Genomic DNA, 23,160 nt, shown 5'->3' with positions numbered 1-23,160 from the left:
CATCTTTCTCAACCATCTTTTTACAATTTGATACGAAGAGTTAGTCCGTAATAAAATTCAGGTAAATAACCAGAGCCGAATAAAGAATATTCACTGTTATTTTGTTTATTCTTAACCTTTGCAACATTATTAAAAAAGTTATTTGCCAGAAATGATATTGAAACATGATCACCCAACTCTTTTGTCACATTCAGATTCGCCGAAAAATATGCGGATATATCTGTAGGTTTGAAATAGTAATTAACATTTGATCGAACCACCATTCTTGCCAGCTCGTTGAATAAAGCGGAATCATTATCTTTGGCCCATAAGAACTTTTCTTTAAATGGAATTTTTGTATTCATATCATCCAAGCTCACATAATATAAAGGATAAAGAGCAACGAAATAGTCTCCTTTATAGATATTTGTCTCTGAATTTGAAGGGATGTAATCACTCCTATTATCTATTACAAAACCTCGTGAGCCTGTAGATGATTCGCTCAATTTTTGCTTATAATCATACAAACAACTTTCTAATCGAAGAGATACTATGAGGCGTATTGCTGGTATATGAGTACTTATCGAAAGATTATTTGTTATTTTTTTAGAGAGGCTGCCATTAGCAACATCATCCGTACCTTCATATAGACCGATATATTTATAAGGATTTCCATCAGCCATATTTTGAGAAAGGCTAGGCGAATATGCTATCAACTTTGTTTTTAGCCCCTTATAATAGTTGTAAGATCCATCTACTTGGAATGAAGTATGAATAGAGGGGATTTTGCCGAAATTAATTACCCATTCCAGCCCTCTTTTCGAAAAATCAGATTCATTGTAATAATAACTATTGGTCTTAAATGTATTCCTTTCTTTATAAGCTAACTGTTGGCTAGGCAAATTTCCTGTCAAATCTGAAACGGTAACTATTCCGGTAGTCTTATCTATTTGGTATGAACGATTAGCTTCAGGAATTAAATTATTCTCAAGTGCTGTCTGATCTGTAAATTTATAAGAATACGGAGTGTATAGGGTAGCATCAGCATAGGGGGCTATTGTCTTACTGTTATAGGCTAGTAACGAAATATCTACTTGTCCAATACGAGTATTGAATTCTAATTCTATTAAACGGCTTCTTTGCCATTTAAGATTCGGATTGTAAATAGTTGTACTGGGCATCGTATTGTATGCGTAATACGTTGTGTTTTGTGCCGTTGTACCTGGTGTAAAAACCAATCTATCCTGATAGGTAGGAGTTGGATTCAATATATATGAAGAAGGAAGCTTTACAGCATCTCCAAATCCTGCACGTAAACTCATTAAAGAAAGAGTGTTTTTGGGACGATTCCAGAATATATATTTTGCACTAACCCGAGGTGACAAACTATTAATTGTTCCGTACTCAGATTTACTTATATATGTTAAATCACTTCGCAGACCAACTGATGTCTTTAATGAAGTTTCCCTAGGTAAGACAAAAGTTACTTCATTTTCGGCAAAAAGAGCCAGATTATTTACTGCAGACTGATCGCTATATTTATATTCTCTCCATGTAGGAGCATAGCGCATATCGGTATAATATATTCCCTTGCCTAGATTTGTAGTCCGATTAAAATCTGATCCTAGCATAAAGCGATTAGTTACATCTCCGAATTTTCGTATCCAATTAGCTTTCATCTTTGTTGTAAATAAAAGAGGTTTACTATCTTCTCTTCTTGTTGTATACCAATATCCTCCGGGGATCAGTATAATCTCAGCATTCGGGTTGATGTCATACAAAGAACCGATAAAATAACCAGATTCTGATGTATGAATAGCAGCTGTTGAAGTATTACTGTCCTTGTTTTCTTTCTTCTCACTTTGTAGATCCGAATAATTAAGAGTTCCCGAAAATTCTAATTTAGTAATCCACGGTTTGTTAAGCAGCCAATCTAGCTTCATGTTCAACCGAAGTGCATTATCCCTTTCTTTTGTATAAGTATCTACAAAAGCATCCGGATCTCCTTTCGAATTATAGCCTCCAACATTCCCTGTCAAACCTAAAGAAAAATTCAAAGGATTATTCCGATACGGATTAAATGCCTTGGAATAAATCAGAGATAGATTATTTCTTACATAAGTTGTATAAGGAGAAGCTATATCGGAGTTGGATTTTGTATGCTCAAAACTCGTATTAAGTATCCCCCACTTCTTCCCTAAAAGGAAGCCTTTATCGAAAGCGATAGATTTTGTATTCGGCTTGGTACTTAGTTCTATATTTAATGGCGATTTGCCTTTCTTCGAATTTATACGTATCATCCCATTGGATAAGTCTCCATGCTCGACAGAAGGAACTCCGGTTATAACCTCTACAGACTCAATATTATTTGAAGCTATATTGCGGGTATCAGCCCCCTCTACTTCTTTTATAAATTGACTATTGTTGGATATTCGTACGCCATCGACTTCGACTACTGTTCCAAAAGAAGATAAGCCTAGTTCACTCCCTCCGTTAGAGCGAAGATTAAAGCGGTCGGCACCTGCACGACTAATAGCTAAATTTATTTTTTTACTGGTTTGGCCTCCGGGTAAAAGAGCTGCTATTTCAGTGATATTCAACACTTGTATCTGATCTAATGCTGCACGTTCGATAGTATAGGCTGTTGTAAGATCTTCCACTTTCTTCTCTGCAGTAACAACTATCTCATTCAATAGTAAGTTATCCTCTGCCAAATAAAAAAGCAGATCGTTTTTATTCTTATCTACTTGTATTTTGAATGCTTTTTTCTCATATCCCAAGATAGAAATATTCAGCTCAAAAAATCCCGCCGGAATATTTTTAATAGTGAATTTCCCTTCAATGTCGGAAATAACAGCTAAGCCAAGATCTGAGATAGAGATTGTAGCATACTCTATGGGCGTCTGATGTTTCTTGTCTAAGAGTTTTCCCGATATCGTGTATAACTGGCAATATGCAGATTCAATAGTGCATATAAATAAAAAGTAGAGCAATAAACTCTTTTTCATTAATTTTATAAAATGTTAGAGATACAAATGTAGTTGTTCAACAAAAAGCCTTCAATCGCATATTCTTGGTATTTTGATTCCTATAAATACCATATAGTAGGTATCTCCACTCCGTTTTTATAAAATAGTAATTAATATTACCTAATTTGTTTCTTGTAGGATAAAATCAAGATCGAGGAAAATCATTCCTATATGTTGTAACAACATGGAGTAAATCATTATCTTTGTTGATAAATGAACCAAAATTATAGATAATCATTATGAGTTCAAACCAAGATAATGCATCCCGATGGCTGAGTAAAAAAATAACTGAAGCCAAAGGTCTATATATTATAGCGGCTGTATTTACTATTTTAAGTGCGGTATCTTTTATCGCTTTTTGCTGGTATTTATCACAATTTGCAACCTCATGGCTTGATCGGGGATTACTTCAGCCACATCCTCTCCTATCTGCATTAGTGTTTCTTACGGCTAGATATATCTTTGCTCATTTTGCTTCGATATTCAATTATAAAGCGGGAAATACGATTGTATCCAAAGTCAAAAAAAACCTTTATCCAATATTATTAAACAACAATAAATTAGACTCTGTAGCAAGCACCCTCTACATTACCAGAATTTGTGAGGATTTGAAACCTTTTTACGCCTTTTTTATTCCATACGCAATGGCATCCCTTTTGGTTAGTGGGTTGATACTGATTGTTAGTTTTTGGATCGAAAAATGGGTTGGCCTTACACTCTTGGTTTCATTGATTGTTATCCCAATGCAAATGATCATAATAGGCATAGGGGCTGAAGCTCTTCATAAAAAACATATTAATCTGTTTTTGAAATATTCAGCTGTATTTTATAATCGCCTTCAGACTATTGCGGAAATAGTTAATTTAGATAACTTCAGACCTCAATATAATTTCTTGTCAGAAAAAAGTAGGGAGTTAAATAAAGCTACAACTAACGTCATGCGAGTAGCTATTTTATCGTCAGCAGTATTAGAGCTATTCGTTACTATTTGTATTGCTGTCGTTGCAATCTATTTAGGAATGAGCCTCCTCGGTATTATGACAGGACCTAATTACGGAAAAGGTTACGACTTTCAGATTGCATTATTTTTACTAATGATGTCTCCTTATTTTTTCTTTTATCTACGAAAATTCGTGAGTGCCTACCATGACAGAAATAGAGCTGTGGCTGCAGCAAAATTATTAATACCAATATTAAATGAAGGCATCGACACAACTTCAATCAATATCGATCATCAGTTTAATGACTTAGCAATTAACAATTTGAATTTCGCTTATCCCGATTCACCGGTGAAAGTTCTACACAATATTAATGTACAATTTCCTTTAAAAGGACTGGTATTAATAAAGGGAATTTCGGGCTCAGGAAAATCGACCTTGCTTAAAATATGCTCCGGAAGCTTGTATGTACAGGACAATAGCATTTCTGTAAACGGAAAGGATACTAAGTATTCGCAAAAGTGGCTTAGGATGAATTCTTCATATATGAATCAGTTCCCGTTTATTTTTGACGAAACTTTGAGATATAATGTTTTCTTAAAAAATGAAATGAATAAATCACAAGAATACCCTGAGTTTTTAGATAAAATACTTGCTAAAAAGGACGATGGTTGGGAAACTAAACTAAGTCATAATGGCAAACAACTGTCAGGAGGAGAAAAACAATTAGTTACACTAGCCCGAATGATGTTGTATCCAAAACCAATAGCAATATTGGATGAGCCTACAGCCAATCTGGATCCCGATACAATCGAAATCATCATTCCGGAGATAATGAAATTAGCAGAAGACCGATTGATTATAGTCGCTTCTCATGAGAAAATGTTCGATAATGTAGCTGATACAATCGTAAACTTAAATTGGGGAGAGCAAATGAGTCATGAATAAATTTATAAGAGTATATATATTAAAGCCCTTAGCTGGAAAATGGTTGAGAGGAACATTTCTTCTAATATTGTGGACGATCTCTTTTATTGCCCTTCCTGCTATATCGGGATGGTTTTTGGCGATCTGTAGTGTGGTGTTTGTTACTACAAGTACTACTTTTTCGTATCTGGTACCATCTGCTATAATACGTTTAATGGCATTTTTCAGAACGGCTGCAAGATACTTTGAACGATTAGAAAACCACAAAGCTACACTAGACGCTCAGCAGAGCTTGCAATTGAGAATTTTTCAGTCCGTAGCCAGATTTCCCTATTTCAAAAAACAGGTAAATAATAATTCAACACTACTAGAGAACAGTACACATGGAATCGACCAGATATTGAATCACATTCTTTTGTGGCTTTTACCTTTTACGGCACTAATCATTTCACTCAGTATATATTTTTTCTTTCTTATTGTCTTTTCTCAAACGATTGCAATAGAATTTTTGATTTCATCAGCCATTCTTTTATTTATTATTCCTCAATTAATTTTCAGGAAAAACAGAAAACTCTATGAAGAACTAAAGATGTGCCGAGAAGATAACAATCAGGTTCTTATACAAAGCTTTAGAGGGAGAATAGAAATATCGAAATACAGTTTGGAAGAGAAAGTTATCGGACAATACGAACAACGGCTATTACGCCTCGAGCAATTGGAAGACAAGTTACAAACCAATTCATTCTGGTTGCAGCTAATTGCGGGACTCGGTTTTAGTTATATTGCATCGCTTTTACTATGGAGTTCATATGGTAATGGTATAGATGCACCTACAGCCATCGGGATATTTTTCGGTATTATGGCACAGGCCGAATTGGCAGAAATGCTATTTTCGGGAAAATCAGAAAAGAGTGCTGTTGCTCATCAAGTTGAAGATGTTGATAGAATTATCAAGGATGGGGAGAAACCTCTGAAAACTGTAATCGTACATTCAAGAATGGAGAGCCTAAGTCTTAAGAATGTGAGTGCAATGATCCCCGAGACATCTGTGACTACCTCAGAGGTGTCATTAGAAATAAAGAAAGGTGAATGGATTTCACTATTCGGAGAGACAGGAAAAGGAAAAACGACTTTATTAAACAGCCTTTTTTATCCTGAATATCGTAAAAGCGGATCGTTAGTATGGAATAACGATATTGAATTGTCTCATCTACCTGTCCCGGAATGTATTTATGTAACCCAAAAGGCTTATTTATTAACGGGAACATTGCGAGAAAACTTTGAAGGTAACCCGGATGAAGCGATTGAACAAGTATTAGATACAGTAGATCTTACTAGCTGGCGTTTATCGCTTCCCGATGGATTGGATAGCTGGTTGGGAGAGAATGGTGAAATTCTGAGTGGTGGGCAGCGGAAGAAATTGCTTCTGGCCCAGGCCTTGCTAAAAAGACCACAACTGTTAGTTGTAGATGAACCAACAGCGGGTATTAGTTCCGAAAATGCTATTACTATATTTCAGAACATAAAACGTGAATATCCCGACATTATAATTCTAATGGCGACTCACCTAAAAGATTTTGAATATGTATCAGATAAAATTGTAAGGATATAAACGCTCTTAGACAGTTATAAATATTTACTTAAGGTTTTTATTCTTTTTTTCAAGTTATATCCTGAGATCGCAACATCTGGCCTATCATTTTTTATTATATCTGCACCATAAAGACAATCCTAAAAATAAATATTTTTGTAATATACTAATATAAAAACTATTATCATGCAAGGAAGAATGAAGCATCATCAGTTGTCGAAGATAGAGATAGATGATGTATTGAAAAAAGCAGAAGTTGGACGCATAGGTACACACAATGAAAATGGGTATCCATATGTTGTCCCTGTACATTTCATCGTCTATGATGAAAAAATATATATCCACGGACTAATCAAAGGACAAAAGATTTCAAACTTGACTAAAAATGATAAGGTTGGATTTGAAGTGATGAAATGGGTGCAATCATTCCTGATAACGAAAATGTTTGTGACACAAATACTGCATTCAGAAGTTTAATCATCTTAGGTACAGCCAAAATTGTGGAAGATAAATCGCTCAAAGAAAATGTACTACATGCTGTTGTTTCAAAATATACCCCTCAATTATCTCATTTGAGCTTTCCTGAAAAAATGCTGAAAGCAACGGGTATTATAGAGATAGATCCAATTGAAATTACAGGGAAATATTATAAATAAAAGGACATTTAATAAAAAATGTCCTTTTACCATCAAGGGATTTTGTAACAATCTAGATATTTTAATTCATTATCAATGAAATGAATTATTATATAAGATCATACAGCCCTATCAAAACAGGTATTAAATAAAAAAAATTAGCGCCCGGTTACTTGCAAATACTCAATCCGTTTCTTTTGATAATTAGCATACGATTCAACATACTTATCTCGATTTTGCTGTAATAATGTTTGAGCATCTAATACATCCGTAAGGGTTACTGTGCCCACTTTATAATACTGATTATTAAGACGCAAGTTTTCTGTAGATTGCTCAACACCATCTTTTGCCAACAATATTTGCTTATAAGTATTATCCAATTCATTTTTTACATTCTGCATTTGTAACAACAGTTGTTCTTCTATATCTATCTTATTGTTTAATGCTATCTTTTCTTGTATTTTCTGCTGCTTGATAGCATGAGAACCACCCCACCATCCGGAGATTGGAATATTGACAGAAACAAAAACGGCCCCATTCGTATTCCATTTATCCATAAAGTTATCTCTGGAATATGTTGCACCAACAGCCACTGTGGGTAAATAATCAGCTCTTTTTATTTTAGTCTGCAGCTTCGAGGCTTCTACATTTTTATCAAGGAGTTTTGCTTCTGCTCTATTGGGTAAAACATTTTTATGATCCACGTAATATTTCATAGGCGATTCAACGTCTTCAATATTAGGAACCTGTATATCTAAAGAATCTGCTGAACTCAAATCCATAGCCATTTGCTGACACAAAGACATTTTCACCAATTTGATATTATTATCTAGATTAATACGATTACTTACGACTTCATTCTTTTTTAATTTTACCTTCAAAACATCATTATTGGTAATCATTCCTGTCTTATAAGACAACTCTACATCTTTCAACAACTGATCTACCTGACTGTCTATAACATCCAAAGTTCTTCTTTTTTCATACAAAGAAACCAATTGCCAGTAAAGATTCTCTGTATTCAGCAACATATCATTTTCGGATAGTTTAGCCTGATATTGGCTTACCTGAATTCCTAAGTCAGCCAATTTATTGCCATTGATTATTTTGCCTCCTGCAAAGATCGGTTGCGTCGCTGTAATACCAGCACTCATACCATTTTTAAGAAATCCGATCGGGGCTCCTCCCATGTTCATCGTAACCAAAGGATCTTTAGCCGAGAATCCAAATGCTGAAGCACTGACCGATGGGAAATAATTAGTAAATGCATCCTTTTTAGTTTCTTTGGATGATTCGATTTCCAACCGACTATTTTTAATTTTTCGATTGTTCTCGATAGTCAATTGCTTACAGTCTTCGAGACTATACTTCGTCTGTGCAGATATAAATACAGTTATCATACACATTGTTACTATTGTTATATATTTTTTGATCATAATTGTTCGGTTTCGTCTTTAGATATATTTTTATCTTCATGCTTATAAATTAGCCAATAAGCAAGGGGTAATAATGTAAGGATGAATATCATGGAGAAAATAGTTCCAAAACTGATAACTGTTCCCATCGGACACCAAAGTGGGCTCTTACTTATGATCATAGGAATAACCCCCATAGATGCAGCAGCTGATGTAAGGAATATAGGGCGCATCCGTCGTTTTCCGGCCTCCAAAGATGCTTCAAATACTGTTTTACCATGTTTATGCCTTAACTCTTCGGTGTAATCGTACATAATAATTCCATTACGAACGATAATACCAATTAGGCTCACAATTCCCAACACAGCCGTTATACTAAAGTCTACATTCATCACCTTTAAACCAATAGCCGCACCAAAAATGCTCAAAGAGGTAGAAGCCAAAACGAGTGTAGCTAAACTTATCTTTTTGAAGTGAAACACAAGTATGAAAAAGATGATAACGATTGAGATAGAAAGAGCTTTAATCAACTTTGGCATTGTCTCGCCATCAGATTCCTTTACTCCTCCATATGAAATAGAAACACCTTTAGGTAATGATTTTGCAGTGACTGCATTCACAATCTCCTCCACCTTTGGTTGAACCAGTCCCGATCTTTCGCCTCTCTTTAGATCAACGAAAACCGATAGGGTGCGTACTCCGTTTCTTCGGTTGATTTGACCCTCAGTCCAGTTTGCTGAAACATCAGCTATCTGGCGTAAAGGGACACTAGGTGATAATAAACCTGCAACATACTCATTCGATACATCCTCGGCCACAGGATCTTTATTCTCCCATTTCGATTTCAATACAACAGGCAATGAATAATCATTTTCCCAGATATTAGTGATTGGTGTTCCCCCGAAACGAGAAGCCAAACCCAACGCCAAAGTTCCTTCATTTACGCCCAACCGATTGGATTCTACAGGGTCTAGTGTTATTTTTATACCGGGCAACGGCTCCTCATAATTTGTATAAATTCTGATCGGTTCATCCAGTTTCTTTAATTTAGTCATTAAAGTGTCTGCCACTTTCTTCAGATCGGCTATATTCTCTCCCGATATACGAACGTCAATGTCAGCATCTACTGATTCATACTCTAATTGTTTGAATTTTACAAAAGCATTCGGATAATGATAGGCATATTGAGTGGAATACTTATCCAACAACAATTCTGTATCTTCATTCGATGTTGTATTTACAATAAACTGAGCAAAATTAGGTCCTCCCACTTTTGGTGCATAAGCTGTCTGAAAACGAGGAGATCCCGTTCCAATAAAAGACGTTACAGAAACAACAGTTTTCTCCTTCCTCAAAACCTTTTCAAGATCCTGAGCTATTACTTCTGTCTGTTCCAGAGAGCTGCCGTTCGGTAAATATATTTCAACTGCAAACTGATTCCGTTCAGCTATAGGCATGAGCTTCTGTGGAACATTGACAAACATGTAAATACCCGATATGATAGAAATGATACCTATCGTAAGAGATATCTTCGGGTATTGAAATACTTTTTCCAATAGCCAATTATATCCGTTTTGTAATTTATCTAAGAATGTTTCTTTCTGCTTCTTACCGGGCTGATGTAATCCATTGCGTATAAAGAAATATTGCAGAAAAGGTATAAAAAGAACAGCCACAGCCAAAGATACACCCAACGTAATAAGTACAGTCCAAGGAAAGAGCTTTACAAAGTCGAGAAACTGTCCTGTAAGCATCGCTAAGAATGGAAAGAACGTGAGGCTGATTGCAAGTGTTGCCGAGATGATGGCTTTAGCATATTCTTTGGCACTTTCTATCGATGCCTGCCAACGAGGAATACCATGATCCAATTTTTCAAGATAGCTGTCTACAACTACGATCGAATTATCTACAATCATACCCAATACCACGATTAGGGCAGCCAATGTAACCGTATTAAGCTCCATACCAAAAGCAAGCATCAACCCTAAAGATATAAAGATAGATATAGGAATGGAAGATGCCGCAACGCCGGCAACCCGTAAGGGTAATAATATCATTGTTACGAGTATAACAGCTACAATAGCAATCATTAACTCTTTTAGGAAAGTTGTGATAGAATGAGCCACAACTTGAGGTTGATCGGCTACACGATAGATATGAATATCACTAGGAATATCATTCTGGAACTGTTCGAGAACCTTTTCGACATCTTTTCCATATTGAATAACGTTATAGCCTTCACGCATTTCAGTAGATAAAACGAGGCACTTTTTGCCATTATTGGTAGTATAGCTAGTAGGCTTAGGATATTCCCGAACAACTTTCGCTATATTCTTCAATCGGATATGATTTCCCTGAGCATCTGAATAGATGATTTGTTCTTCCAAATCCTTCTCAGATTGATAGGGTCTCTCGATATGTATTGGCACATCCATATCACGATTATCAATCTTACCTGCAGTTGTAATAAATCCCTTCGTGATGAGCGTCTGATACAGGTTCAATATATTAATACCATACGCTGCCAGCTTTTCTTTTTCAACATATATACTTATCTGTTCATTCTGTTCTCCATAACGGCGCAGATTGGAAACAGATTCTATAGTTCGTAAACGGTCTTCGAGATTTTCTAAATATGTTTCCAATTGACGATAAGTTTTGGTCTCCGATTCAAGCGTTATTAGTAATGCCGAAGTATCTCCAAAATCATCATTAGCAATAAGAGCTAAAACACCTGATGGTAATTTGGCTTTGAAAAACATCAATCCATGTTTTATTTTTGACCATACCTCGTCCTTGTTATTTACATCATCATTCAGCTCTACATATACATAGACAATCCCATCTTTAGAATGTGAATATGTTTTCGATTTCTTTACTTCCTTGTATGTAAACAAGAAATTCTCAAGAGGCTTAGCCAACTGCTCCTCTACTTCGACAGAAGTGGCTCCAGGATATACTCCCACTACAACACCCTGACGGATTGTAAATACAGGAAATTCCTGTTTGGGCATCACATTAAGCGCATAAATTCCAAATAAACTTAACACTATTACAATGAGCAATATAATCTTATTATACTTCATTGCCCAGCCGATAATACCAGATTCTGATTTCATATCTTCTTCTTATTTAGCTATTTCGACTGTTACACCAGGACTTACATTCTGATAGCCTTCAATGATTAGGTTATCCCCATCTTGCAGCCCCTCCTCTATTACAACTCCATTGCCGATCAGCTTTCCTTGAATTATTTCTCTATATATAGCCTTATTTTGATCGTCTTTTATCCAGACAAATTGTTTACCTGAAAAGTCTACCTGTATTGCCTTCAATGGAATTATAATATTCTTTCGATCTAAAACTCCTGATGGATTTATTAGATAAGCTTTGCACACCATCCCTGGCATAATCTGTGAATTGGGATTATTTACCTGCACCTTAATATCGTAGGTATGTGATAACGGATTTGCAGATACTCCTTTCTCCTGAATCTTGCCTTCAAACTCAGCATCATTCAACGCAGATATTTTTATCCGGGAAGATTCACCAATTTTTATTGCTGAGATTTCGTTCTCGGGAATAGCTATTTTTATTTTCACCGAATTTATAGTTACCAAATTATAAATTGGAGTACCAGGAGCGACATTAGCACCTGCTTCTTGATAGCGTTGACTTACTACACCAGATATGGGAGCATACAAATTACAGTCCTGTAAATTCTTACGGGTGATTTGCTCATTAGCTTGAGCCTGCTCTAACTGAGTCTTCGCCTCTATATATTTTATTTCCGGAAGGCTGTTGTTCTTATAAAGAATAGACAAGCGATTATATGCATCTTGTGCCTGATTAAGGGTCGATTTTGCTGCATTGTGCATACTTTCAATAGAACTTGTATTCAATCGGGCTAACAATTGTCCTTTTCGAACATTTTGCCCTTCCTGTACATATACTTGTTCAATATTTCCATTTACTTGAAAACTAACATCAACCGAATTCTCACCTTCTACAGTTCCTATATACTCTTGTTGGTATATATCATCACTATACTTTATTGTTTGTATTTTTACCGGAACAGTTCTAGAATTGGCTTCTTCACTCTTTTTTGCGGAACAGGAAACCATTCCTAAAAATAGAAGACACAATACCGATCTACTAAAAAATAATTTCAATTTATCCATAACTTTCATTAAAAAGGAATTTTACAACTATTTATTTCTGTCGCAAAGATCTCTTTATAATATGGTTCTGTCTAAATCAATACTACGCCAAAAACGTTCAAAACTTCGTTTTTTATGCAGTTATCAACATTTATTTATATTTTTAGGACCAAAATGAAACATATAAGATCATGAATAAGGAAAATTATGCTAAAATATCGCTGGATGACTTTAAAGATCAAACCTCAAATCACGGAATAAAGAACTTTGTCATATCTGATGATAGTGCTAATATTGATGATTATGCATTTGATTTCAAATATCCGCAAATTATGGAAGGAATAGCTTTTGCTATTTGTGTGAAAGGTACCGGACGAATCAAAATTAACTTACGTGAGTACAAAATTGAGCCTTGTACTATTATTGTTGTTCTGCCTAATTATATTTTAGAATTGGTAGAGCAAAGTGAAGATTTAGTTGTAGAGTTCTTATTATTTTCTTTTGACTTTATTTCCGATATCAAGTTAATTATAGATATTGATATTCCTAAAAAAATAGATCAGATGGCTTGTTTAAAGATAAGTGAAGAAGAAACGAATGATTTATTGGAATTGCATGCCTTTATTGTAAAGCGTTACAAAAGAACAAATTTTCTTTACAAAGAAGAAATTGCAAGAAGTTTATTGCAGACATTAATTTATGAAGTTTTGCAGCTATATCAGGACAAGAAGATTGACTATAAGGTATTGACCCGCAAAGAAAAATACTTACAAACTTTCATCAGCTTGTTATTTGAATATCATATGAAAGAACGTAGTGTGCGTTTCTATGCAGATAAAATGTTTATTACGCCAAAATATTTATCTCAAATAGTGAAGGATGCTAGTGGTATACATATCCAACAATGGATAGACGATATGGTTATTATGGCAATTAAAGCTTTACTAAAGAGCTCAAATATGACTATCTTACAGATATCGGAAGAGATGAATTTTCCAAATTCTTCCTTTTTTGGCACCTACTTTAAAAAGAGAACTGGCCTGACACCTTTACAATATAAGAAGAATTAAAATTTTCAATAAAATATATCGAACGTTATATAGATAATCCTTAAAATAAAAAAACCGCCCTACTTATCACAAGCAAGACGGCTAGAATAATTTAAATTCAAATTTGCGTAAGAAAATATAGTCGAACTTCTGTATTTCTTGGATTGGAGACTATTTTGATTCTACACGAGATCTGATTAATTATTTAATTGATCGGTTATATATAAATGTATAATAATGGAATAGACATATATTTTAGGCTATTTTAACATATATAGGAGCACCAAAAGAGGTTTTTTCTAAAATTTTGATTTCCCCATTCAGTTCCATTTTAGTTATCAAGCTGTATACCCTCAGTTTTTCTGCTCCTGAATATGCTATTATATCAACAACAGAAGCCTCATTACCGCACCTCTCAAGATAGTCCAGAATCTTGAGACGGTCTAAATTTGCATAATTCATATTTCAGTGTAATTCTTGCTTATTTCGTTTTTAGTCGTAAGCAATTTCTATTCAGACAAACAGAGATTAAATAGTAAACAAATGACAATCAAAATAATATCACTTTATTAAACTCACAGTTTCTCTGATATTTTTTTCTGAGGAAGCACCAAAAACAACGGATTGTATATTCAGAGCATTAATAAATTCATAAGCTTCAGGAGCACTAATTGCTCCTGAAGCAAGTGTACTCATTGCCATGAGTTGGTATTTTGAAGAATCATTATTTCGAATTGTATCAACATACGCTTCTACCGAAGGGGACATAAGGTAACCTATCTTATTAATAGAGCTGCATATAACAACCTCTTCTATTCCCCACTCAGATAGTTTTTGCTTCAAATAAGGCATATTCTGAGTAATAAGTCCCGGAATCAATTTATATTTCTTACGAACATAGTCGCAATATGCCTCAAAAATATCTTTTGTTCCATACCCAAGAAGAAGATCTGTTATGATATTTTGTAAGAATAATACTTTAACATTTAACCCCTTGAACATTTTTACTTCGGCATCTATCAACATCTGCATCATCTTTATAGGATCTTTTCCTAATACTGCCATTCCTCCTTTGGCAATCATCGACAATGCTCCTACTGCTGAGTTATTAGAAAATATTACTTCATTGATTGCAGGAAATATTCCTTTCTCAGCGACCAGGTTTGCATATTTGTGCGGATAAGGAATTGAAGGATACCATACGATATCATTATATTTTGATTTATTCTGACGAAAATATTCGCATATATCTTTTGCGCGATCATTACTATTAAGCATAACAGCTCCAATGCCATTTTTGAAAGCAAGATCATATACTTTGTAGATATTCTTTATATCATGAAATTTTTCGGAAAGTTGCTGAGCTTTCTCTTGTGACATGTGATTAATCCCGAAAAACTGATTATCCCCAAAGATGACTTTATCTATTCTTTCCATATTTAATCTTGTTTATTTTTATTATCATAGTCATTGAACATGTCGTGCACCAAACGTTGCGTATTATATCCATCTTCAAATGTACATTGGGTAGCACCAACGATCTTACCGGCTAAAACACTGTCAGCAAAATGATATAATTGTCTAGTAAATTCATTTCCTCGAACGTAGAAAGGAACAGGTTTAAAGATGTCTGTGATGTATATAGTATTCCAACCTTTTCTATAATTATGACCTGAGACAGATTCATTTAAAAATATCTTCATTTCGTACTGGTCTACCAGTAATTTTCCATTTGTACCAAATATTTCAATTTTGTTACTGGGTTTTCTATAACTCGAATCACTCCAATTCACATATAATGTCCCAACACACCCGTTATCGTATATTAAAGTACTTGAAACCATATCCTCCACATGTTTTGAATATATTTGGTTCATGCTGGTACCAATAACTTTATTTGGAANNTATTATATAATTAATAAGGTCTAATACGTGGACAGCCATTTCATAAACAGCCCCGCCCCCACTCTCTCTTTTACCTCGCCAGCTCTCACCTGTTTCGGGTTTTGAAATAGTACAACTGAACATTTCCGATTTAAACCTTACAATATCACCGAGTAAGCCTTCTTTTACATATTCTCGCGCTGTTGTGAACATATCATTAAAGCGGTTTACATACCCAACTTGATTAATTAAGCCTTTTTTGTTGAACATATCTTGTAGTTCATCTGCCTCTTGGGTGGAAAGAGTAAAGGGTTTTTCGCAAAAAACATTAATCCCCTTCTCACAAGCATATTTACATATTGCATAGTGATAATTAGGAGGAGTACAGACGATAATAGCATCCGGCATTGTTTTATCAATCAACTCCTTGTAGTCTGTAAATACTTGAAGCGATGGTATGTATTTTTTCAATAGATTAGTTAATTATTCCACCTTATGATATAACTTCAATCAGGTCAGTTTCTATCTCGGCAGTTACAACAGCAGCAATACCTTGTATAAGAACTACCACTCGCCTACTTCGCGCACCTTTCACTTTCACAAAAACACCTTCAACGCCATCAAAAGGACCACCAAGTACCCGCACTAAAGTTCCTTTTCTTAAATCGACTTCCTCTGGTTTTAGGTAAGTCATTTTTTCGTGGCAAATACTCGCTACAGCAATGAAGCGTTTCATTTGATCATCAGGAACTATAATTTTTTCTTTACTCCTCGAATCAATAATATACTGAAGGTATTCGGTTTTTGACTTGACCTGTTTAATAGCTGTTGGCGTGGCGTGAACAAAGATCAGATTCGTAATAGCAGGAACCAGTTCTCTTACTTTACGACCATTTTTCATAGTGAGTGTATAATGCATAGGAATAAAACTCCTAATGCATTCCTTATCCAATAATTTTTTTGTATCCATTTCTTTGCGGAATATCGCACGCATAGCGTACCAACTCGGAATCTCTTGCTTGTACATAAGAATGAATAGTGTGCTATTATCTGGAACTTTATAAGGTTTTATTTCAGATATGAGCATAGCTCTGGTTCCATGAAATATTACAATATAATGTATTCCAATTAGTTATAGATATAAAGTGTATAATACAGCAGATTTTTTATTTATTTACAACACACTTATGTGTTAAATAAAATTCTCAATAAGTAGTTATGATTTCGCTGTATGCACATCTCTTGCTAAGAGATATGTTTTTATTGTATTTGATTATTTATCAGGTATATACGCAAACGGATAGAAAGCTTTCACTAAACATTTTTATATTTTAAATAATTTCCTTAAAAAAAGCTTCAGAACTATCTTCTTGTTTTCAATATTTTGTATACTTTTGCAGGATTAAACATATCTCTTAACAAGAGATATCCATATTTAAGAATCATTTTAATACCACAATAGAGATTTAAGTATCATATTGTTAGCCCTATCTATTATAGATGTATCTAATGCTGCTAGATAGATCTGTGTGGTTACTTCTGAATCATGCCCCATTCCTTCACTTATTACCGTAACAGGAATATTCTTACTTTTTGCTATACTAGCCCATGAATGACGAGCCACATACATCGTTAAAGGAATAGATAGTCCTAATTTACTTCCAATAATTTTCAAATTACGGTTTATAAGGCAAGACGCGTTCTTGTATTGACTTCTTTCATCTTTCTCCGCACTTTTAATAATGGGGAGTAAGTATGAAGACTCATTAGGAGGATACTTATCTACAATATCCTGCATACACTGCTCCCATTTAATAAATAGTTGCTGACCTGTTTTTTTTCTACGATAAGACAGCACTCCTCCACTAAGATCTTTCGTCTTGAGGTAAGCCATATCCACAAACGACATTCCTCTTGTGTAGAAACTAAATAGGAACATATCACGCACATAATCCAATGTTGGGTAAGAAGCCAGATCCAAATCTCTGATTTGCTTAATGACTTTAAAAGAAACTGCTCTTTTAATGGTTTTTTCAATGCCGGTATATACATATTTGAATGGATATTTCTGTTCTGTCAAACCTTTCTCCACACTACGATTATACACAGCTCGAAGTATCCTCATATAAAATGATGAACTATTCTGACTTACACCATTAGATCTTAAGTAAGCCTCATACTCTGTCATTAGCTCCGAATTAATGTCGTAAGGATATAAATCCTTTCCATTTCTAAAATGCATAAAACTATTTAAGGTAGTTTTATATGTCTCACTAGTTCTAATTCTACCAAATTGTTTGAGTCGGACAATCAACTGCTGCATAAAGACAAAAAAAGAAGTCCCTCGAATCTGCTTTTCAAAACTTGAGACAACTTCATCTACGGTATAAGAAACTCCTCTTTTACTAAATACGTCTATAATATTTGCAAGCCTTTCTGTATCCCATACTATCTTTTCTTCTATAGACAGGAGATAATTCTTTCTATTTTCATCAAACAGAGGCAGAATAATATTTGCACCACGTTTGTTCCACTCACCAGGAAAGATTTTATAATCTGTATTTATCTGCCTGGTTACTCGATTATGAATAAGTTGATAATAGAGCGCACCTTCCCTATTTTCGACAATGGAAGGTCTGATTTTCACTTTTACTGATGTCATGATTACTAATTGAAAACTAATTATTTATATTACTTTGCTTTGTTTTCTTTCAACAAATATGGATAGGCAGAAAATTAACCGCCTATTGACTTGAATCCCAATAATAGAATCTTAGTATATTTCTATACTATCCGATATACCTAATTGAGACTTGTCATATTTTACCAAAAGACACTGTTTACATATTGATTGGAAAAGGAAATATTGCTGTTTTCCTCATCCCAAAATGTATAGGATGAAAACTTTTGGTTTCTTTTTATAACGCTCCTCACAGTTTAGCTTTTAATTGAATTTGAAGGATAGTTTAAATTCGCGATTGGCATACTGTTGCGATTATGTTTCTTGAAGGCAGTTCTTCTTACTGGTCTTACTATATCTTTGCTTACTCCGATAATAATTCTATACATTTATAAAAGTCTTTTTGATGTTTCTATAACTGAAATCTCTTTCAATTTGTAAAACATTAGGTACAATATAATTTCGAAGAAACGGTACTCATTCAATCTTATTTATACATCTCTAAATTTATAATCAAACATAATCTCTGATTTTTTTAAGATTAAACCGTAAGTCAAAAGGCCTTTTACAAGCCATCAGAACAGCTTTTTTTCGAATCGCAAATTTAATACATTCCTTTGTCTGGATGGTTTATTTTTGGCTTTTTAAGATTTCTTTTTAAGGCCTATCGGTAAGTTTGTATTCATTTTTTAGCATCTCACATGTCTTTGCGGTTCGTTTACATAATTGTTGTTAAGGATGATTAATTTTCATTTACCATTGATCATTAATTGTTTTTGAAAATAGGAAAACTCATTTTGCAGTATAGTGTAGTTTTCTTATTTGTATATGTAAAAGTACCCTCCTCCACCCATCGTTTTTATTACAGAAAAGTCCGGTATTTTTCAAAAAATACTTTAGCTCCAATTTCAGGATTCTTATCCATACTTACATCAATTATCAGTTCGTGTAATAGCTTGTCATCTAATTTAAAATTCTCAAAAAAAGCAGCAATTTCGGGCTTGTCTTCTTTAAACCCGCGCCGAGATATAACCTGAATATTATCTGTGGGATATATCTTTTTTGGATCACTCAATTTTTTGAGTTCAAATTCTGTCCACATAAAATGTGGTTTCCACCCTGTTATTACAATCCACTCTTTATTCTTTTCTGCCTTTTTTAAGGCTGTTATCATAGACGTTTCGGAAGAGGAAATCTGAGTGTAATCGAGATTATAAGCGGTTATTACTTTTTCTGTATTAGCATGAATTCCTGCTCCTGAAGCAATTCCATAGATTTTCTTGTCAAACTTGTCTTTATTTTCATTCAACTCCTCTATAGACTCTATATTAACGTAGGCAGGAACAACAAGCCCGGTTATACCATCGTCAAAAACAGTTCCTAATACATCTAGTTTATGCCCGTATTTAGCCCAATAATCTTTTTGTGTATGAGGTAGCCATGCATCCATATATATATCGGCATCACCACGAGATAGAGCTGTATAAATTGGACCCGGTTCTATACGCTTTAAGGTTACCGTATATCCTTTATCCTCTAACATAACCTTTGCCAAATATGTAATAGCGATTCCCTCCGCCCAGTTGGGGTATAATATCAGTACATCTTGTTTATGACGAGGCTCACAAGATGTAAGACCGAGCAATAAGACTGAGAGTAGAATGTATATTATCTTATTCATTTCTGTTCCTCCTTTTCTTTACCTAAAAGCTGTGTCATTCTATCTAATATAATCGCTAATATTACAATACAAAGCCCTGCTTCGAAACCCAAAGCAACATCGGCCTGCTGAATACCTGCATATACACTTTCGCCCAGTCCTCCGGCTCCTACCATTGAGGCTATAACGACCATCGATAGAGACAACATAATTACCTGATTAATACCAGCCAAAACAGTGGTCATGGCTAATGGCATCTGGACTTTGAACAAAGTCTGACGTCTTGTACAACCAAAGGCAACAGAAGCTTCTACAACCTCTTTCGGTACACTCTTTATTCCCAGAGCTGTCATCCTAACAGCCGGAGGCAATGAAAAAATAACCGTGGCCAAAACACCCGGCACATTACCTACCGAAAAGAATAAAATTGCCGGAATCAAATAAACAAAAGCGGGCATTGTTTGCATAAAGTCTAGTAATGGGCGAATTATAGCATAGGCTTTTTTATTGTATGCGCACCATATACCTAGAGGTATGCCAATCATCAACACAATAAGCGTTGCTACCAATACCAAGATAAATGTATCCATTGTTTGTTCCCAAAAGCCCATCCAGTAAATAAGCAGAAGCCCTAAAACACAAAAGAGAGGGAATCCTATCAGTGTTGCTATATTGTTTTGCCATGATTTATGATTTCCTAAGGATTTCTTTTTAATAATAAAAGCGATCAGTGCCACAATAGCAATAATCATGTAGAACGGAACATACCCGAGTAATTCTTGTAACACATCAACGCTATTATCTATCATAATGGTTATCTGACGAAAGAGCGGTGCTGCTGTATCTGACAACCAATCTACAAAACGTTCTATATACTTACCTATATCTAGTTTATTCATATTTAACTTGCATTTTCTATTATTTCTTTAACAGCTTCTTCGTCATATCCTGTAACCATAGCTACTACATCAGAATATCTTATACAGCCTATTAGCCTCTCACTACAGTCAACTACAGCCAAAGGATATTTTTGATTTATAAACAATGGGAGCATATCCGAAACTGAGTGATCTTCCATTACTTTAGGAATATCCATCAATATAGATTCCAATCCCTTTTCTCCGGCAGCAATTTTACGTTCAACATCTTTTTTTCTTACATAGCCCTTAAACTTGTTATCCTCGCTTATAACTGCCACAAATCGTAAAGTGTGACGCTCCATCAACCTCAACGCCGATGCCAAACCATCCTTTCCTAACTGAACTCTTGCTCTAAATGGTTCCATTATTGTAGAAGCTGTTATAATTTTAGATAAATCAACATTTCCGATAAAAGCTTTTACATAATCATCGGCAGGATTCATCAAGATATCCTCGGGGCTACCTTGCTGAACAATCACCCCATCTTTCATAATCGCAATAGTGTTTCCTAACTTTAAAGCCTCATCAAGGTCGTGTGTAATAAAGATGATGGTCTTTTTAAGTTTTTGTTGAATATCCAACAGATCGTCTTGCATTTGTGATCTGATCAGTGGGTCTAATGCGCTAAAGGCTTCATCCATTAAAAGAATCTGAGAATCGGTTGCTATGGCTCGGGCAATTCCAACACGCTGCTGCATTCCGCCACTCAGTTGATAAGGGTATTCATTCTCATAGCCCGACAGACCAACTATTTTTATTATTTCTTTTGCTTTTTCATAACGCTCTTTCAGATTTATATTCTGAATTTCGAGACCAAAAGCAACATTGTCTATTATTGTCTTATGAGGCAAAAGTCCAAAATTCTGAAACACCATTCCTACTTTTTTTCTGCGAAGATTCAACAACTTAGATTTATTCATTTTTGTTATATCTTCTCCATCGATAGAAATGCTACCTGATGTAGGCACATTCAACATATTAAAGCACCTGAGCAAGGACGATTTCCCACTGCCCGACAAACCCATTACAACAAATATTTCACCTTCTTTAATCGAAAGACTTACATTATTCACTGCAATTGTACACTTTGTTCTTTGGTGAATTTCTTTTTTTGATTTTCCGCTTTTCAGCATTCTTAGAGCTTGCTTCTTGGCTGTTCCAAATATCAGAAACAAGTTCTTCATTTCTATTTTATTCATATTTATTATTGATTAAAATAATATCCTATATTTATATTAAAGCGACTATTGCATCTGGCATTTGCAGTCCCTTTACCTAGACCTTCTCCAAAGTTAGATGTCAGCCACGGTTGATTTTTACCCAGAGCAAAATCAACATACGTATATATGGGCCCCATAGAGACAAGTGCTCCGGGAATAAGGTGTTGTGTATTAAAATATTCTTTTTTGTATTTATCTACTATCGAATAGTCTATATATGGTTGTATATATTTTATAAATCTTCTGTTAATAGGTATCATATATGCTAATCCCAGAACATAAATATTTCCTTTCGCCGCCACATCATAAGCTGCACCATAAGCAGCCATCTGGAGGATGTCAAGTTTTTCTTTATTATTACCCTGAGCATTATAATTATATGAGATAAACTCTCCTTTAAAATTCCATTTATTATAATCAGCGACTACATGCAGTGCAGTACTAATTCCCCATTTTCGACTATTAAGCTCTTTATTATATATACTTCCTAGTTGTCCGGAAACGCCGAACTCGATATTTTCATTCAATTTATATCGGGCTCTTAAATTGAATTGATCAGATTNNTGTAGTAGGAACGACAGCATAAGAATACCTGCCATTGCCAACATCATTATCCAAAGTATTATCCGAAATAAAACCCTTTGGAGCTGCTTGTCTGAAATAAGCAAAATCAAAATGCCATTGACTTAATTGATATGATAAGCCTATCCCCGTATTATACGTATCTTCCAATCCCATATAATAGGGAATCTGAAACCACCACGAATGGGACGCAAAATCTCCTATTCCGAAAGGTTTTTGAAATACACCTCCTTTAATATATAGATTATGATCTATTTGGTATCCGATATAACCATGATGTAAGAAGTGGGCCTTAGAGTCCGGATAGAAACGGTATTGAAAGCTTAAATCAAATCCTGATTTATGGGCATCGGCTGACAAATACCACGTATCGAGTTTTATATACGTATTTAAAGCTTTATTACTTTTTTCATAATTCTCTACTGATGTGTTAAAACGAATTGCTCCACCGAGTTTGAAAAAATCTTCTTTTTGTTGTGCTCTTAAAGAAG

19 protein-coding genes are annotated in these 23,160 nt (G+C 34.7%); 5 read left to right on the top strand and 14 right to left on the bottom strand.

Annotated features, from left to right (window positions below):
- Window positions 1-20 precede the first annotated feature (20 nt).
- Window positions 21-2,987, bottom strand: coding sequence for a TonB-dependent receptor (locus B3P17_RS14630; RefSeq protein WP_252637484.1), 2,967 nt, complete (start codon window positions 2,985-2,987; stop codon window positions 21-23).
- Between the two features lie 260 nt (window positions 2,988-3,247).
- Between B3P17_RS14630 and B3P17_RS14625 the strand changes: the two genes are divergently transcribed.
- The 4 genes from B3P17_RS14625 (at window position 3,248) to B3P17_RS14610 (ending at window position 7,120) form a co-directional block, all read left to right on the top strand.
- A complete protein-coding gene (locus B3P17_RS14625) occupies window positions 3,248-4,894 on the top strand; it encodes an ATP-binding cassette domain-containing protein (protein ID WP_252637485.1) in 1,647 nt (548 codons plus the stop codon).
- A complete protein-coding gene (locus tag B3P17_RS14620; protein WP_252637486.1) occupies window positions 4,887-6,485 on the top strand; it encodes an ATP-binding cassette domain-containing protein in 1,599 nt (532 codons plus the stop codon). The genes B3P17_RS14625 and B3P17_RS14620 overlap by 8 nt, the downstream gene beginning before the upstream one ends.
- A gap of 165 nt (window positions 6,486-6,650) precedes the next feature.
- Complete coding sequence (locus tag B3P17_RS14615; protein WP_291106045.1) at window positions 6,651-6,941, top strand: pyridoxamine 5'-phosphate oxidase family protein; 291 nt, start codon at window positions 6,651-6,653, stop codon at window positions 6,939-6,941.
- Window positions 6,878-7,120 (top strand): pyridoxamine 5'-phosphate oxidase family protein, encoded by a 243-nt coding sequence (locus B3P17_RS14610; RefSeq protein ID WP_291106043.1) that lies wholly within the window; start codon window positions 6,878-6,880, stop codon window positions 7,118-7,120. Before B3P17_RS14615 ends, B3P17_RS14610 begins: the two co-directional genes overlap by 64 nt.
- 137 nt (window positions 7,121-7,257) lie before the next feature.
- Here the strand turns inward: B3P17_RS14610 and B3P17_RS14605 are convergent, their stop codons facing one another.
- The 3 genes from B3P17_RS14605 to B3P17_RS14595 are packed head-to-tail and all read right to left on the bottom strand — an operon-like array spanning window position 7,258 to window position 12,695.
- Window positions 7,258-8,499, bottom strand: coding sequence for a TolC family protein (locus tag B3P17_RS14605; protein ID WP_291106041.1), 1,242 nt, complete (start codon window positions 8,497-8,499; stop codon window positions 7,258-7,260).
- A 32-nt stretch (window positions 8,500-8,531) separates the two neighbouring features.
- Entirely contained in the window at window positions 8,532-11,633 is a 3,102-nt protein-coding gene (locus tag B3P17_RS14600; RefSeq protein WP_291106039.1) for an efflux RND transporter permease subunit, read from the bottom strand.
- Window positions 11,634-11,642: 9 nt separating this feature from the next.
- Window positions 11,643-12,695 carry an efflux RND transporter periplasmic adaptor subunit gene (locus B3P17_RS14595; RefSeq protein ID WP_252637493.1) on the bottom strand — a complete coding sequence of 351 codons (1,053 nt, stop codon included), beginning with the start codon at window positions 12,693-12,695 and terminating at the stop codon, window positions 11,643-11,645.
- A 170-nt stretch (window positions 12,696-12,865) separates the two neighbouring features.
- On the opposite strand from B3P17_RS14595, the gene B3P17_RS14590 reads away from it, so the two are divergent.
- Complete coding sequence (locus B3P17_RS14590) at window positions 12,866-13,744, top strand: helix-turn-helix domain-containing protein (protein WP_252637495.1); 879 nt, start codon at window positions 12,866-12,868, stop codon at window positions 13,742-13,744.
- 234 nt (window positions 13,745-13,978) lie between these two features.
- Here the strand turns inward: B3P17_RS14590 and B3P17_RS14585 are convergent, their stop codons facing one another.
- The 10 genes from B3P17_RS14585 to B3P17_RS14540 all read right to left on the bottom strand — a co-directional run bounded on the left by B3P17_RS14585 (window position 13,979) and on the right by B3P17_RS14540 (window position 22,614).
- On the bottom strand, window positions 13,979-14,185 hold the full coding sequence (locus tag B3P17_RS14585) for a hypothetical protein (protein WP_252637497.1): 207 nt from the start codon (window positions 14,183-14,185) through the stop codon (window positions 13,979-13,981).
- A 99-nt stretch (window positions 14,186-14,284) separates the two neighbouring features.
- Complete coding sequence (locus B3P17_RS14580) at window positions 14,285-15,160, bottom strand: hypothetical protein (RefSeq protein WP_291106035.1); 876 nt, start codon at window positions 15,158-15,160, stop codon at window positions 14,285-14,287.
- Between the two features lie 2 nt (window positions 15,161-15,162).
- On the bottom strand, window positions 15,163-15,567 hold the full coding sequence (locus B3P17_RS14575) for a Gfo/Idh/MocA family oxidoreductase (RefSeq protein ID WP_291106033.1): 405 nt from the start codon (window positions 15,565-15,567) through the stop codon (window positions 15,163-15,165).
- Window positions 15,568-15,616: 49 nt separating this feature from the next.
- Complete coding sequence (locus B3P17_RS14570; protein WP_422653401.1) at window positions 15,617-16,015, bottom strand: Gfo/Idh/MocA family protein; 399 nt, start codon at window positions 16,013-16,015, stop codon at window positions 15,617-15,619.
- An 85-nt stretch (window positions 16,016-16,100) separates the two neighbouring features.
- Window positions 16,101-16,634, bottom strand: a complete 534-nt coding sequence (locus B3P17_RS14565) for a UpxY family transcription antiterminator (protein ID WP_291031190.1) — start codon at window positions 16,632-16,634, stop codon at window positions 16,101-16,103.
- Between the two features lie 420 nt (window positions 16,635-17,054).
- Entirely contained in the window at window positions 17,055-18,269 is a 1,215-nt protein-coding gene (locus B3P17_RS14560) for a tyrosine-type recombinase/integrase (protein ID WP_291106029.1), read from the bottom strand.
- 880 nt (window positions 18,270-19,149) lie between these two features.
- Window positions 19,150-19,968 carry a glycine betaine ABC transporter substrate-binding protein gene (locus B3P17_RS14555; protein WP_252637500.1) on the bottom strand — a complete coding sequence of 273 codons (819 nt, stop codon included), beginning with the start codon at window positions 19,966-19,968 and terminating at the stop codon, window positions 19,150-19,152.
- A complete protein-coding gene (locus B3P17_RS14550) occupies window positions 19,965-20,846 on the bottom strand; it encodes an ABC transporter permease (RefSeq protein WP_252637502.1) in 882 nt (293 codons plus the stop codon). The genes B3P17_RS14555 and B3P17_RS14550 overlap by 4 nt, the downstream gene beginning before the upstream one ends.
- A 2-nt stretch (window positions 20,847-20,848) precedes the next feature.
- Window positions 20,849-22,066 carry a quaternary amine ABC transporter ATP-binding protein gene (locus B3P17_RS14545; RefSeq protein ID WP_252637503.1) on the bottom strand — a complete coding sequence of 406 codons (1,218 nt, stop codon included), beginning with the start codon at window positions 22,064-22,066 and terminating at the stop codon, window positions 20,849-20,851.
- Between the two features lie 5 nt (window positions 22,067-22,071).
- Window positions 22,072-22,614 carry a hypothetical protein gene (locus tag B3P17_RS14540; RefSeq protein ID WP_291106026.1) on the bottom strand — a complete coding sequence of 181 codons (543 nt, stop codon included), beginning with the start codon at window positions 22,612-22,614 and terminating at the stop codon, window positions 22,072-22,074.
- Window positions 22,615-23,160: the final 546 nt, after the last annotated feature.

Origin of the sequence: Dysgonomonas sp. UBA7630 (assembly GCF_002483985.1) — a bacterium.
Classification (GTDB): Bacteria; Bacteroidota; Bacteroidia; order Bacteroidales; family Dysgonomonadaceae; genus Dysgonomonas.
This window is presented reverse-complemented; position numbering and strand designations above follow the sequence as displayed.

Bases quoted from the DNA above. Each gene is read 5' to 3' on its own strand.
- B3P17_RS14580 (WP_291106035.1), bottom strand. From the start codon at position 15,160: ATGGAAAGAATAGATAAAGTCATCTTTGGGGATAATCAGTTTTTCGGG.
- B3P17_RS14590 (WP_252637495.1), top strand. From the start codon at position 12,866: ATGAATAAGGAAAATTATGCTAAAATATCGCTGGATGACTTTAAAGAT.
- B3P17_RS14555 (WP_252637500.1), bottom strand. From the start codon at position 19,968: ATGAATAAGATAATATACATTCTACTCTCAGTCTTATTGCTCGGTCTT.
- B3P17_RS14545 (WP_252637503.1), bottom strand. From the start codon at position 22,066: ATGAATAAAATAGAAATGAAGAACTTGTTTCTGATATTTGGAACAGCC.
- B3P17_RS14565 (WP_291031190.1), bottom strand. From the start codon at position 16,634: ATGTACAAGCAAGAGATTCCGAGTTGGTACGCTATGCGTGCGATATTC.
- B3P17_RS14595 (WP_252637493.1), bottom strand. From the start codon at position 12,695: ATGGATAAATTGAAATTATTTTTTAGTAGATCGGTATTGTGTCTTCTA.
- B3P17_RS14620 (WP_252637486.1), top strand. From the start codon at position 4,887: ATGAATAAATTTATAAGAGTATATATATTAAAGCCCTTAGCTGGAAAA.
- B3P17_RS14605 (WP_291106041.1), bottom strand. From the start codon at position 8,499: ATGATAACTGTATTTATATCTGCACAGACGAAGTATAGTCTCGAAGAC.
- B3P17_RS14610 (WP_291106043.1), top strand. From the start codon at position 6,878: ATGGGTGCAATCATTCCTGATAACGAAAATGTTTGTGACACAAATACT.
- B3P17_RS14575 (WP_291106033.1), bottom strand. From the start codon at position 15,567: ATGGTTTCAAGTACTTTAATATACGATAACGGGTGTGTTGGGACATTA.
- B3P17_RS14615 (WP_291106045.1), top strand. From the start codon at position 6,651: ATGCAAGGAAGAATGAAGCATCATCAGTTGTCGAAGATAGAGATAGAT.
- B3P17_RS14600 (WP_291106039.1), bottom strand. From the start codon at position 11,633: ATGAAATCAGAATCTGGTATTATCGGCTGGGCAATGAAGTATAATAAG.
- B3P17_RS14560 (WP_291106029.1), bottom strand. From the start codon at position 18,269: ATGACATCAGTAAAAGTGAAAATCAGACCTTCCATTGTCGAAAATAGG.
- B3P17_RS14585 (WP_252637497.1), bottom strand. From the start codon at position 14,185: ATGAATTATGCAAATTTAGACCGTCTCAAGATTCTGGACTATCTTGAG.
- B3P17_RS14550 (WP_252637502.1), bottom strand. From the start codon at position 20,846: ATGAATAAACTAGATATAGGTAAGTATATAGAACGTTTTGTAGATTGG.
- B3P17_RS14625 (WP_252637485.1), top strand. From the start codon at position 3,248: ATGAGTTCAAACCAAGATAATGCATCCCGATGGCTGAGTAAAAAAATA.
- B3P17_RS14630 (WP_252637484.1), bottom strand. From the start codon at position 2,987: ATGAAAAAGAGTTTATTGCTCTACTTTTTATTTATATGCACTATTGAA.